The following is a 14,143-nucleotide window of genomic DNA, read 5'->3' on the forward strand; positions in this document are numbered from 1 at the left end:
TCAAGTCGTCTCGCGTTCGACGATTCGAAAGCCCACGTCGGTCACTACGACCTTGTCTCGACCTTCCAGACGGTCCAGCAGACAACGCGCCGCCGTGCGGCCGATGTGCGTGCCATCCACGCGCACCGTGGTCAATTGCGGCGTGGTCTCCGTGGCAAATTCCAGATCACCGAAACCGCAGATCGACAATTGCGACGGCACTGCCAGCCCAAGCCGACGCGACGCGCCGAGCACGCCGATCGCCAGAAGATCCGAGCCGCAAAACACGGCGTCCAATCGAGGCGCCTGCTCCATGAGCGTCGGCAACGCCGCCTTGCCGACGGCCACCGAACTCGGCGGCGACACCAGCACCTCGGCGATCTCGTGAATGCCCGCCTGAGCAAGCCGCTCGCGAAAGCCGTCGCGGCGCGCTAGCGCCCGTTCGTCGTTGGCCGATACCAGGCCCGGCGTGCGTACCTTGCGCTGCAAAAAGTGTTCGGCCACCGCGACGCCGATCTCGTAGTGAGAAAAGCCGACCAGCATATCGATCGGCGTATCGGTCATGTCCCACGTCTCGACGATCGGCATGCCGACGTTGCGCAAGCGCTCCCGCAACGAGTCCGTATGCGCGACACCGGTCAGCAACACGCCTTCGGGACGCCGGCTCAGGACCGCGTCGAGCAGCGCCTCTTCACTCGAATCGCTATAGCCGCTCAGCGCGAGCAAGACCTGATAACCGGCACGCGACATCGTCTCGCTGAACACCTGGATCGTTTCGGAGAACAGCGAATGAGCGATGGTCGGCACGATCGCCGCGATCAGCCGCGAGCGTGACGACGAAAGTCCGCCGGCGAGACGGTTCGGCACGTAGCCAAGCTTTTGCACGACCTGTCTGACCCGTTCGAGCGTTTCGGGCGCGACGGTCTCGGGGTTGTTGAAGACGCGCGACACCGTCATCGGCGCGACGCCGGCCTGCGCGGCCACGTCGGCGATGCGCAGGCCCTTGGGGCCGCCGCGTGCGCGTTTTGCAGGCGCAGCGGTCGGCTCGGCGAGGTCGGCGTTGTCAGCGGCGCCCGGCTTGGGATTCGGCATGGTTCACTAGCGATGAATAAAAAGTCGCGCCTATTGTAGACGGGAGGTCGCGCCGCGCCGCGACTGGCCGAGCGAAGCGTCGAGCAGCGAAACGCAGCGTGCTGGTCGGCAGGAGCACGGCGCCGGGAAAGCACGCGACGCTGAGCAATGCGGCCACCAGCATCCCGACGATCGCTCGATTGCCGCAGCACGCTCACCAGCATTGCATGCGTGACGGCCGTTTTATTTTTGTCGTGCACGCCACTGCGCGTAAGCCGCCAGTGTTTCCTCGTTCGGCGGATAGGTGCCGCGCAACGGACGGCCTTCTTCGATACGCAGCGTGATGAACGCTTCGAGGTGTTCCTGCTCGGTGGCGTCGTTGGCGACTTCGGCGGCCATTTCGCGCGGCACGATCACCACGCCGTCCACATCGGCGACGACGATATCGCCTGGATACACCGGCACGCCGCCGCACGCGATCGGCACGTTCATATCGACCGCGTGGTGTTTGGCCAGATTCAACGGCGCGCTGGCACCGGCGCACCAGAGCGGCAAGCCCAGCTCGGCGATCGTGCCGCTGTCGCGCACCGGCCCGTCCGACACCATGCCCGCGACCCCGCGTTTGGCGAGCCGCAACGCGAGGATCGAACCGACCGACGCCACCGCGCGCTCGCCACGGCAATCCTGCACCAGCACGCTGCCGGGCGGCGCCGATTCGACGGCCTTGCGTTGCGGATGGTCCGGGTCCTGAAACACGCCGACGTGATCGAGATCTTCGCGGGCGGGAATATTGCGTAGTGTGAACGCCGGACCGACCACATTCGGCGCGCCGGGCGCCGGTTTGACGAGCGGCGTGACGCCTTGCAGAAATACGTTGCGCAGGCCGCGCTTGAAGAGCTGGGTGGTCAACGTGGCCGTGCTGACGTGGCGGAGTTGTTCGAGGGTCGCTTCGCTGACGGTGATATCGGATGCGCTCATGAAAGGCTCGGGTTAGTGGATTTCGGGTTCGCTGCGTTTCGTCGCGGGCGCGTCTGGCGCGCCCTGTTCCACCGACGCAGCGGGTGCGATTGATTCGGGGCCTTGCGCTGCGGCATCGCTCAAGGGCTCTTCGAGGAAATCGAAGTCACAGCCCTTGTTCGCCTGCGTGACGTGCAGCTGATGCATCACGCCGAAGCCGCGCGTAAACGGAAGCTTGGGCGGTTGCCAGGCGGCCTTGCGCGCGGCGAGTTCGGCGTCGCTCACTTCCAGATGCAGGCGGCGAGCAGCGATGTCCAGATCGATCATGTCACCGTCTTTCACCAGCGCAAGCGGGCCGCCCACGAACGACTCGGGCGCGACGTGCAGCACACACGCGCCGTAACTCGTGCCGCTCATACGCGCATCCGAAATGCGCACCATGTCGCGCACGCCTTCTTTCAACAGCTTCTGCGGAATCGGCAGTTGACCCCATTCGGGCATGCCGGGTGCGCCGACCGGACCGGCGTGTTGCAGCACGATCACCGAATCGGCGGTGACGTCGAGGTCCTCCGCATCGATACGCGCGGCCATGTCCGCGTAATCCTTGAAGACGACGGCGGGACCGCGATGCTTCTGCAGGTGCGCTTCCATCGCCGCCGGTTTGATCACCGCGCCATCCGGCGCGAGGTTGCCGGACAGCACGGCGAGGCCGTCGCTGGCGACGACCGGATTGCTGCGCCTGCGGATCACGTCGTCGTTGAAGATCTCCGCACCGGCGATGTTCTCGCCGAGCGTCGCACCGTTGACCGTCATCTGCGTACCGTCGATCAACTCGCCGAGTTCGAGCAGCAACGCGCGCAGTCCGCCGGCGTAGAAAAAATCTTCCATCAGATACTGGCCCGAGGGACGCAGATTGCCGATCACCGGCGTGATGCGCGAGAGTGCGTCGAAACGCGCGGTCGTCAGATCGATGCCGGCGCGACGCGCCACCGCCACGAGGTGAACGATCGCGTTGGTCGAGCCGGACATGGCCAGCACCGTGGTCACGGCGTTATCGAAAGATCTGGCGGTCAGAATGTCCGAGGGTTTCTGATCGGTCCACACCATCTCGACGATGCGCTGCCCGGTCAGCGAGGCGAACTGCGCATGCCGCGAGTCGACCGCGGGAATCGACGAGAAGCCCGGCAACGTCAGACCGAGCGCTTCCGCAGCGCTCGTCATGGTGGACGCAGTGCCCATCGTCATGCAATGGCCCGGCGAGCGTGCGATGCCGCTCTCGATGCCCTTCCACTCGTCCTCGGTGATCTTGCCCGCGCGCAGTTCGGCCCAGTATTTCCATGTGTCCGACCCGCTGCCGAGCGTGCGGCCGTTCCAGTTGCCGCGCAGCATGGGGCCGGCGGGCAGAAAGATCGATGGCAGGTTCATGCTGATCGCCCCCATCAACAAGCCCGGCGTGGTCTTGTCGCAGCCGCCCATCAGGACGCAACCGTCGAACGGATAGGACTTCAGCAATTCCTCGGTTTCCATTGCGAGGAAATTGCGGTAGAGCATCGTGGTCGGTTTCTGGAACGGTTCGGCGAGCGTCATCACCGGCATCTCGACGGGAAAGCCGCCCGCCTGCCAGATACCACGCTTCACCTCTTCCACGCGTTGCCTGAAGTGCGTGTGACAGGAGTTGATCTCGCTCCACGTATTGACCACGGCGATCACCGGCTTGCCCATGTAATCCGACGCGTGATAACCCATTTGCGCCGTGCGCGAGCGGTGGCCGAACGAACGCAGGTCGTTCACGCCATACCAGCGGTAGCTGCGAAGCTCTTCAGAAGTCTTGCGGTTCGATGACACGGACATCTCCATGGTAACGCTACCATTACGCTGCGCAGCACAAAGCCGGATCAGCTTCTTGATGCGAATGATGGTAGCGATACCATCGCATTGTGTCGCCAGGGGATATCACTGAGAACGATGCGTAGTGCGCGCCGATCCGGGCACAGGCCTCGCGGCGGGTTTGATGCATGAAGGCATCACGCTTCAATCGCGCGGAATTATTCAAAAATTTTTGAGAATCTTTCAACGACCAGATCAATTATCAAATCAAACCGCGTCTCGCAGAATGGCGGCATGCGATCGAAACACAGCCCCAGCACGGCTCAGCGTGCGAAGCGGCCCGTGTCGCGATCAACTCCGACCTTCCATTTGCGAGACGCGCCATGTCCACCCAGTCACCGCTTTTCACCCCCATTGTCGTCGCCGGTCAGACGCTGCCCCACCGGATCGTCATGGCGCCGATGACGCGCGCCCGCAGCACGCAACCGGGTGACGTACCCAACGAAATGAACGCGCGTTACTACGCGCAGCGTGCTTCGGCGGCATTGATCGTCACGGAGGCGACTCAGGTGTCGCCGCAAGGCAAGGGCTACTCGTTCACGCCCGGCATCTATAGCGACGCACAGGTGGCCGGGTGGCGTCTCGTCACCGAGGCGGTCCACGCGGCGGGCGGCCGGATCTTCGCGCAGCTGTGGCACGTCGGCCGCATGTCGCATGCCGATTTTCATCAGGGCAAACTCCCGGTTGCACCCTCGGCCGTGCCATTCGACGGACAAATCTGGAAAGTCGATCCCACGACGGGTGAAGGCGCCATGGTCGATTCGCCGACGCCGCGTGAGCTGACGCGCGACGAAATCAAAGCGATCGTCGACGACTTTCGACGCGGGGCACGCCACGCGATCGACGCCGGTTTCGACGGCGTCGAGATTCACGGTGCCAACGGCTATCTCATCGATCAATTCCTGCGCACGACATCCAACGTCCGCACCGACGAATACGGCGGCTCGCGAGAAAACCGGCTGCGCTTTCTCAAGGAAGTGGTCGACGCGATCGCTGACGAAATCGGCGCCGAGCGCACCGCCATTCGCCTCGCGCCGTTCCTGACCGCTCGCGGTATGGCCTGCCCCGACATCCTGCCGACCATTCTCGAAGCCGCCGAATTTCTGCAGGCACGCGGCGTCGGCTACCTGCATCTGGTCGAAGCGGACTGGGACGACGCTCCGCAATTCACCGAAGACTTCCGTCAAGCCATCCGCGCCCGCTTCACGCGGCCAATCATCGTCGCGGGCAAATACGATAAAGCCAGGGCGGACTGGGTGCTGTCGAAGGGTTATGCGGACCTGGTGGCTTTCGGGCGGTCGTTCGTCGCCAACCCCGATTTTCCGCGCCGGTTCGAGCACGATCTGCCACTCGCGGAGTTCGACGGCAAGACGCTGTTCGGCGGCGGCGAGCACGGCTATACCGACTACCCCGCGCTTGCGCACGAGTCCGTGCAGCGCGCTACTTCCACACTTGAGGAGCCGTCAAATGTATAACTTCGAATCGAAATCGGTTTTGATCGTAGGCGGCAGTTCGGGCATAGGCGCGGCGAGCGCGCGAGCCTTCGCCGATCTCGGCGCCAACGTCACGATCGCGTCGCGCAATCAGGTAAAGCTCGACGCCGTGGTCGCCGATATCGGTGCCAACGTGCACAGCGCCGTGCTGGATACGACCGATGAAGCCGCCGTCGAAGCGTTCTTCGCGAAGGCCGGTCCGTTCGATCACGTCGTGGTGTCGGCGGCGCAAACGCCTGGCGGTCCAGTTCGTCAGTTGGCACTGGCCGACGCACATGCCGCCATGGACAGCAAGTTCTGGGGCGCCTACCGCGTGGCGCGCGCCGTCAGGATCGTCGAGGGAGGTTCGCTGACCTTCGTGTCGGGCTTTCTCAGCGTGCGGCCGAGCAGGAGCTCCGTCTTGCAAGGGGCGATCAATGCCGCGCTGGAGGCGCTGGCACGCGGACTCGCGCTGGAGTTGTCGCCGGTTCGCGTCAACACCGTTTCGCCGGGGCTCATCGCCACGCCGCTCTGGTCGAAGCTGGCCGACGACGCGCGTCAGGCGATGTTCGACGGCGCGGCCGCCCGCTTGCCTGCTCGTCGTGTCGGCCACGCCGAAGACGTCGCTAATGCCATCGTCTACCTGGCGGGCACGCCCTACGCGACCGGCTCCACGGTGCTGGTGGATGGTGGTGGGGCAATCGCCTAGCGCGCATGCTCGCGCGGCTGTCGGGTTCAAGCGCCGACCGGGCGAGCTGACTAAAACGTTGGCCGTTTTGCTCTACCTCGCGATCACGGCACTTTCGCGTCGCTGCTACCCGTGGAAGCATTGTCGGTCTGCACCGGTTCCGCCGGCGTCCTGTCCGGATGCCGCGGATCATGCAACTGATCCGCCGACCAGCCGCCGCCCAGATCGCCGAATAGCGACGCCGCGTCGAGCAAACGCGACTCCTGCACGTTCAGCGCGGTCTGCTGAAGACTCAACTGCGTAGCCTGGGCGGACGCGACCGTCGTGTAGTCCACTGTGCCGGCCTGATATTCGTTGAAAGCGATCTCGGCGCCACGGTTCGCATCTTTGACCGCCGTCTCCAGCACGGTGTTCTGCTCGGCCAGAATCCGTAATCCCGACAAGTCGTCTTCCACGTTCTGGAACGCCGACAGCACCGTGCCGCGATAGCTGGCCACGGTCGAGTCGTAAGCGGCCTTCGCCGCGTCGACGTCCGCGCTGCGCAGGCCGCCATCGAACAGCGTTTCGGTGGCGCTGCCGCCCAGCGACCAGACATAGTTGGCCACGTTCAGCAGACCCGACAACGGCGACTGCGTGAGCCCCGCCAGACCGGAGAGAGAAACGTCCGGGTAATACGCCGACACCGCCACGCCGATCGCGGCGTTCTGCGCGGCCATCTTGCGCTCGGCGGCGGCGATGTCGGGGCGACGTTCGAGCAGCGTCGACGGCACACCGACGGGCATGCCCGGCAGCGTCGGCATGGTGGTGCTGTGGGTGATCGACAGTTCCTCCGGGTTCTTGCCGACCAGCACCGCGATTGCATGCGCGTATTGCGCGCGCGCCACGCCGAGCGCGATCAGATTGGACTGCGCACTTTCAAGTTGAGTGCGGGCCGTAATCACGTCGGACGGCGCGATGATGCCCGCCTTATCCTGGTCGGAGACGACGTCCAGATAATGCTGATACGCCGCCACCGTTTTCTGCAGCAGGTCGATGTTGGCATCGCTCGTGCGCAGCTCGATGATCGCCGTGGCAAGCGCTACCTGCTCGGAGAGCGTCGCATTGGCGAAGGTCGCTTCGCTCGATTGCGCCGTCGCGGCGTTTTCTTCGATCGTGCGGCGCACCTGGCCCCACAGGTCGGGCGCCCAACTCACGTTGCCTTCGAGCGAACCCGAGTTGACCACTCGCGCGGCATTGCCGCTCGAGGCACGCTGCTTCGTGCCTGAACCGGTCGCGCTGACAGTCGGAAACAGACCCGCGCGCGCCGCCCGCACTTCCGCCAACGCTTCCTGATAGTTCGCGTAGTCCGCGCGCACGGTCTGGTTCGACACCGACACCAGCGGTTCGAGCTGGTCGATCAACGGGTCGCCGAAGGCCGTCCACCAGTCGCCCTTCGGCTTGTCCGCGGCAGGTTCGGCTTGCGTCCAACCCGGCAGTTCCGAGTAAGTGGCCGGCACGCTGACTGGCGGCCGATGGTAGTCCGGCCCGACCATGCAGCCACTCGCCAGCAGGGCCAGCGTCGAGGCGGCCAGCGGCCGAAGCAGGCTCAGCGGGCCTGAATGTCTAAGGAAAAGCTTCATCGTCATGCCCTCGTATCCGGTTGTCCGGGTCGCTGCTCGTCGCGATTCCATGGCAGGTTGGCGGACCATTTGACCAGCTTGGAACGCAAGCGGTCGAGGTAGAGGTAAATCACCGGCGTCGTGTACAAGGTAAACACCTGACTCAGGATCAGGCCGCCCATCACCGTGATGCCGAGCGGTTGCCGCAGCGACGCGCCTTGCCCGATGCCGATGGCGAGCGGCACCGCGCCGAGCACGGCCGCGAACGTCGTCATCATGATGGGCCGTAACCGCACCACGGCAGCCGAGTGAATCGCGTCGCGCGCCGGCATCCCTTCGCTGCGCTGTAACTGGATGGCGACGTCCACCATCATGATGCCGTTCTTCTTCACGATACCGATCAGCAGAATGATGCCGATCATCGCGATCACCGAGAACGGTGTGCCGAAAATCAGCAACGCCAGCGTCGCGCCGATGCCTGCCGAAGGCAGCGTCGACAGAATCGTCAGCGGGTGGATCGAACTTTCGTACAGGACGCCGAGCACGATATACACGACGCCGAGCGCCGCGAGGATCAGTAGCGGTATCGTGCCCATCGATTGCGAGTAGGCCGCCGCCGCGCCGGCAAACGAGCCGTGAATGCTGGCGGGCATGCCGATCTCGCGGATCGTGTTGTTGATCGACTCGGCCGCCTTGCTCAGCGAACCGCCGGCCGGCAGGTTGAACGAAATCGTCGCGGCGACGAGTCCGCTTTGATGGTTCACCTGCGTCGATGTATGGCTGTTGGCGTACGAGGCCAGCGCCGCCAGCGGCACCATGGTTTCCGCCGACGTGCTGTCCGCGCTGCCGGTCGAACTGCCGCCCTTGCTGTTGGCGATGCTGTTGGTGGTCGCGTTGGCCTGCGCGTTCGAATTCAGCGTGTTCGTGCTCGACGAGCTGGTCGTGCTAGTGGCGGTGGCCAACGGCACACCCGACACCGTGGCGCCTGGCATCTGCGTGCCGGCGGTGCCGGTCGCATTGCCCGAGGACTTGCTCAGGTAGATCTGACTGAGCGTTTGCGGGTACTGCCAGTAATCCGGCGCGACTTCCATCACCACGAAGTACTGATTCAACGGGTTGTAGATGGTCGACACCGTGCGCTGGCCGAACGCGTCGTACAGCACGTTGTCGATCTGGTTCGGTGCAAAGCCGTAGCGTGCCGCCGTCGCGCGATTGATGCTGACGTAGGTCTGCAAGCCGTTTTGCTGCAGGTCCGAGTTCACGTCGAGCAACTGCGCGCGCTCCTTGCCGAGCGCCGCGACCAACAGCGGCGTCCATTTGAAGAGCGCGGCGGAATCGTCGCTGGTCAGCGTGTATTGATACTCGGCGGCCGATTGCCGTCCGCCAATGCGCAGATCCTGCTGCGCCTGAATGAAGAGCCGCGCGCCGGACACCGCGTTGAGCTTGGGCCGCAAGCGGTTCACGACGTCGGTGGCCGTCGCATGGCGCTGCGCCAGCGGCTTGAGTTCGATGAACACGTTCGCGGTATTGAGCGCGCGGCCGCCGGTGAAGCCCGCCACGGAGGCCACCGCCGGGTCCTTCTGCACGATCTCCTGCAACTGCGCGAGCTTCTTTTGCATCGCCGGGAAGGAGATGCTCTGGTCAGCGATGATCTGGCCGATCAGGATGCCGGTGTCCTGCTCGGGGAAGAAGGTGGCTGGCACCAGTTTGAACAGGAACACGTTCGCCACCAGCAGGCCGATCAGCAGCAGGCCGACCAGCAGCGCATGATCCAGCACCGCTGTGAGCGAACGCGCGTAGGCCTCCTTGAAGCGATCGAATTGCTTTTCGACCCACGTCGCCCAGCGGGCCTTCGAATGCCCGGCATGCTCGCGGCTCAGCACATAGGCGCACATGGCCGGCGTGACCGTGAGCGAAATCACCAGCGAGATCAGAATCGCGATGGACAGCGTCACTGCAAACTCATGGAACAGCAGACCGACCACGCCCGGCATCAAAATGATGGGCAGGAATACGGCGATCAACGAGAGGCTCATCGAGATCACGGTGAAGCCCACTTCGCCGCTGCCCTTCAACGCCGCCTCTTTCGGACTGAGCCCCAGCTCCATGTGACGCACGATGTTTTCCAGCACCACCACCGCGTCGTCGACCACGAAGCCGGTGCCGATGGTCAGCGCCATCAGCGAAAGATTGTCGATGCTGTAGCCGAGCAAATACATCGGCCCGAACGTGCCGACGATCGACAGCGGCAGCGCAACCGCCGGCACCAGCGTGGCGCGCGGCGATTGCAGGAAAATGAACACCACGCCCACCACCAGCAGTACGGCGATGAACAAGGTGCGCTCCGTGTCACCCACCGACGCGCGCACCGACTCCGAGCGGTCGATCGCCACACCCACGTGCACACTGCTCGGCAGCGTCGCCTCGATCGACGGCAGGACCTTGCGAATCTGCGCGACGGTGCTCACCACGTTACTGCCGGGCATCGGATACACGATCACGAGAATCGCCGACTTGCCGTTGAAGAGCCCGGCATTGCGAATGTTTTCGTTCGAGTCCCTGACTTGAGCCACGTCGCGTAACTGGACCGGCGCGCCATTGCGGTAGGCCACGACCAGATCGCGGTACGGCGCGGCATGGGTGATCTGGTCGTTGGACGTGACCACATAGCGTTGATTGCCCTCGTCGAGATGGCCCTTGGCGCTATCGGCATTGGCCGCGCTGATCGCCGCGCGCACGTCTTCGAGACCGATGCCGTAGCTGTTCAGCTTGCCCGGCTGCAACTCCACCCGCACCGAAGGCAACGCGCCGCCGCCGAGCGTGATCTGCCCCACGCCCTTGACCTGCGAGAGCTGCTGCTGGATCACCGAATCGGCGGAGTCATAGAGCTGCGCCTTGGTGAGCGTGTCCGACGTCAGCGAGAGCACCATGATCGGTGCGTCCGCCGGGTTGTACTGGCGGTAGCTCGGATTGCTGCGCAACGTCGTGGGCAAGTCGGCGCGTGCCGCCTGGATGGCCGCTTCGACGTCGCGCGCGGCGCCGTTGATGTCGCGCTTCAGCCCGAACTCGACAACGATCATCGAGGAGCCCACGTAGCTGATCGACGTCAGCTCTTCGACATCGGCAATCGTCGCGAGCCGCCGTTCGAGTGGCTCGGCCACCGTGGAGGCCATGATGTCCGGACTCGCGCCCGCCATGTTCGCCTGCACCACGATCACCGGAAAGGCGATGTTCGGCAACGGCGCGACCGGCAGCCGGAAATAGGCAAGCGTCCCGGAGATCAGGATCGCGATGGCCAGCAGCGTGGTCGCCACCGGCCGCCGGATGAACAACGCCGAGATGTTCAAGGCGCCTCCTCCGTCCCGCCTTCAGACGTGGGCTTCGGATCTTGCGGCTTATTGCGTTTGCGCCAGCGATTGACACGCCCGGCCATCCGGTCGAAGAACAGATAAATTACCGGCGTGGTGAAGAGCGTGAGCACCTGGCTCAGCGTCAAGCCGCCGATGATCGCGAGCCCCAGCGGCCGCCGCAATTCCGAACCCGTACCCGAGCCGAGCAGCATCGGCAGAGCGCCGAGCATGGCGGCGAGCGTGGTCATCAGGATCGGGCGGAAACGCAGCAGCGAGGCCTCGAAAATCGCCTCGCGCGGCGCCTTGCCGTGGTTGCGTTCGGCGTCGAGCGCGAAGTCCACCATCATGATGGCGTTCTTCTTGACGATACCGATCAGCAGCACGATGCCGATGATGCCGATCACGTCGAGATCGCTGCCGGCGATCATCAGCGCAAGCAGCGCGCCGATCCCTGCGGAGGGTAGCGTCGAGAGAATCGTCACCGGATGGATGAAGCTCTCGTACAGCACGCCGAGCACGATATACACCGCCACCAGCGCCGCGATCAGCAGATAGACTTCGCTCGATAGCGAATCCTCGAAAGCCTGGGCCGCGCCCTGCAGCGACGAGGTGATCGACGGCGGCAGGTTCACCGCCTGCTCGGCTTCGTGAACCGCCTTGACCGCCGTGCTCAGCGACGCACCCTTCGCGAGGTTGAACGAGATCGTCACCGACGGGAACTGCGCGAGGTGGCTGATCACCAGCGGCGACTTCCTGATCTCGATCTTTGCGATGCCCGATAGCGGCACCTGGCCCGTACTGCTGGTCTGGCTCGGCAGATACAGGTTGCCGATCGCCTGCACGTTCGGCAGCGATTCCGGCTTGGCGACGAGAATCACGCGATACTGGTTCGATTGCTCGAAGATGGTCGAGACGATGCGCTGACCGAGCGCGTCGTACAGCGCGTTGTCGACCGTCGCCGGCGTGATGCCGAAGCGCGCCGCCAGTTGCCGGTTGACTTCGACGTTCACGCTGAGGCCGTCGCTATTCATGTCGCTCTGCACGTCGGCCAGCGAAGGAATCTGCTTCAGGCGCGACACCAGTTCCGGCACGTACTTCTGGAACGCCTGCTGACTCGGCCCGCGTAATACGAAGCTGTACTGATTCGGCGAGACGGTCGTGTCGAGCGTCAGATCCTGCTCGGGCTGCATGTACAGTTTGACGCCAGGCACATTCGCGACTTCCTGCTGCAGCCGCCGCGCCACCTCTTGCGCCGTGTCGGAACGCTTGTCGCGCTCGCGCAGATTGATCAGGAAGCGGCCGTTGTTGAGCGTCGAATTGGTGCCGTCGATACCCACGTACGAGGTCAGCGACGTCACGTCCGGGTCTTTCAGGATCGCATCGGCGAGTGCGCCCTGGCGGTTCACCATCGCCGTGTAAGAGACCGAGTTGTCGGCCACGCTGATCCCTTCGATCACGCCGACGTCCTGCACCGGGAACAGCCCCTTCGGAATCGCCACGTACAGAATGCCGGTCAGCACCACCGTGCCCACCGCCACGACGAGCGTCAGCACCTGATGATCCAGCACCCAGCGCAGGCCGCGCTCGTAGGCGTTGAGCGTCTTGTCGAACAGGCCCTCGCTGATCCGCTCGAAGCGGCTCGGATGCCGTTCGGCCTGTGCGCGCAGCATGCGTGCGCACAGCATCGGCACGACCGTCAGCGAGACGATCGCGGAGATCACGATGGTGACCGCCAGCGTCACCGCGAATTCGCTGAACAGGCGCCCGATCACGCCGCCCATGAAGAGCAGCGGAATCAGCACGGCGATCAGCGAAATGGTCAGCGACATAATCGTAAAACCGATCTGCCCCGCGCCTTCGAGCGCGGCTTCCAGCGGCGTCTTGCCCTCTTCCAGATAACGCACGATGTTCTCGATCATCACGATCGAATCGTCGACCACGAAACCCGTGGCGATGATGAGCGCCATCAGCGAGAGGTTGTCGATCGAGTAGTTCAGCTGGTACATCACGGCGAGCGTGCCGATCAACGACACCGGCACCGAGACGCTCGGAATCAGCGTGGCCGGTACGTTGCGCAGGAACACGAAGATCACCGCCACCACCAGCACGATCGCGAGGATCAGTTCAAGCGCCGCGTCGGACACCGACGAGCGGATCACGCCCGTGCTGTCCGAGACCACGGTCACTTTCATGCCGGCCGGCAAGGTGGATTCGAGCTGCGGCAACTGCTTCATGATCTGGTTGACGGTCGCGATCACGTTCGCGCCGGGCTGGCGCTGCACGTTCAGCACGATGGCCGGCGAACCGTTGTACCAGGCGCCGCGCTCGACGTCCTGCGCGGCCTGGCTGACCCGCGCGACGTCGCGCATGAAGACCGGCGCACCGTTCTGGTACGCGATCACCGTGTTGAGGTAGTCCTTCGGGTCGGTGATCTGATCGTTGCCGTTGATCGTGTAGTCGAGGTCGGGGCCGTCGAAATTGCCCTTCGGCTGACTGACGTTGACGTAGCTGAGCAGCGTGCGCAGATCGTCGATATTCAGGCCATACGCGGCCAGCTTGTGCGGGTCGGCTTCCACGCGGATCGCGGGAACGTTGCCGCCGCTGGTCGTCACCACGCCTACGCCCGACACTTCGGAAATCTTGGTGCCGAGGCGATTGTTGGCGACGTCCTCGAGTTGGGTCAGCGACATCGACTTCGAGGTGACCGCGAGGGTCAGGATCGGCTGGTCGGCGGGGTTGACCTTGGCGTAAGTCGGCGGCGCCGGCAGGCCGGAGGGCAGATAGCTGTTGGAGGCGTTGATGGCCTGCTGAACGTTCTGCTCGGCGATGTCGAGGTTCAGCGACAGATCGAACTGCAGCGTGATGACCGACGCGCCGTCCGAGCTATACGAGGTCATCTGCTGCAAGCCCGGGATCTCGCCCAGTTGCACCTCGAGCGGCGCGGTGACCGTGGTGGCCATCACGTCCGGGCTCGCGCCCGGATAGAAGGTCTGCACCTGGATGGTCGGATAGTCGACGTTGGGCAGCGATGAAACCGGCAGCACACGCATGGCAACGAGGCCGACCAGCACGAGCGCGATCATCAGCAGCAGCGTGGCTACCGGGCGAAGAATGAACAGACGGGAAATATTCATCGGCGCG

The 14,143-nt window shown here is 64.3% G+C and carries 8 protein-coding genes; 2 read left to right on the forward strand and 6 right to left on the reverse strand.

Translation table 11 applies throughout. From position 1 onward, the window contains the following. The 3 genes from FQ705_RS32920 to araD all read right to left on the reverse strand — a co-directional run bounded on the left by FQ705_RS32920 (position 1) and on the right by araD (position 3,864). Positions 1–1,071 carry a LacI family DNA-binding transcriptional regulator gene (locus FQ705_RS32920; protein ID WP_144149081.1) on the reverse strand — a complete coding sequence of 357 codons (1,071 nt, stop codon included), beginning with the start codon at positions 1,069–1,071 and terminating at the stop codon, positions 1–3. A gap of 222 nt (positions 1,072–1,293) precedes the next feature. Next, the gene (locus FQ705_RS32925) at positions 1,294–2,028 is read right to left on the reverse strand and encodes a ribonuclease activity regulator RraA (RefSeq protein ID WP_144149083.1); all 735 of its coding nucleotides are present in this window, start codon (positions 2,026–2,028) and stop codon (positions 1,294–1,296) included. 12 nt (positions 2,029–2,040) lie between these two features. Further along, positions 2,041–3,864 carry an L-arabinonate dehydratase gene (gene araD / locus FQ705_RS32930; RefSeq protein WP_144149085.1) on the reverse strand — a complete coding sequence of 608 codons (1,824 nt, stop codon included), beginning with the start codon at positions 3,862–3,864 and terminating at the stop codon, positions 2,041–2,043. Positions 3,865–4,217: 353 nt separating this feature from the next. Between araD and FQ705_RS32935 the strand changes: the two genes are divergently transcribed. Both FQ705_RS32935 and FQ705_RS32940 read left to right on the forward strand, forming a co-directional pair. Next, a complete protein-coding gene (locus FQ705_RS32935; protein ID WP_144149087.1) occupies positions 4,218–5,369 on the forward strand; it encodes an alkene reductase in 1,152 nt (383 codons plus the stop codon). Next, on the forward strand, positions 5,362–6,075 hold the full coding sequence (locus FQ705_RS32940; RefSeq protein ID WP_144149089.1) for an SDR family oxidoreductase: 714 nt from the start codon (positions 5,362–5,364) through the stop codon (positions 6,073–6,075). The genes FQ705_RS32935 and FQ705_RS32940 overlap by 8 nt, the downstream gene beginning before the upstream one ends. An 83-nt stretch (positions 6,076–6,158) precedes the next feature. On the opposite strand, the gene FQ705_RS32945 is transcribed toward FQ705_RS32940, so the two are convergent. From FQ705_RS32945 to FQ705_RS32955, 3 genes are read right to left on the reverse strand one after another with little or no spacing between them, the layout of a single operon-like run. Beyond that, positions 6,159–7,679: an efflux transporter outer membrane subunit gene (locus FQ705_RS32945; protein WP_144149091.1), complete on the reverse strand. Its 1,521-nt coding sequence runs from the start codon at positions 7,677–7,679 to the stop codon at positions 6,159–6,161. Then, positions 7,676–10,999, reverse strand: a complete 3,324-nt coding sequence (locus FQ705_RS32950; RefSeq protein ID WP_144149093.1) for an efflux RND transporter permease subunit — start codon at positions 10,997–10,999, stop codon at positions 7,676–7,678. The genes FQ705_RS32945 and FQ705_RS32950 overlap by 4 nt, the downstream gene beginning before the upstream one ends. Next, the gene (locus FQ705_RS32955; protein WP_144149095.1) at positions 10,996–14,136 is read right to left on the reverse strand and encodes an efflux RND transporter permease subunit; all 3,141 of its coding nucleotides are present in this window, start codon (positions 14,134–14,136) and stop codon (positions 10,996–10,998) included. Before FQ705_RS32955 ends, FQ705_RS32950 begins: the two co-directional genes overlap by 4 nt. Positions 14,137–14,143 lie beyond the last annotated feature (7 nt).

The organism is Paraburkholderia sp. BCC1884 (genome assembly GCF_900996225.1).
GTDB lineage: Bacteria > Pseudomonadota > Gammaproteobacteria > Burkholderiales > Burkholderiaceae > Paraburkholderia.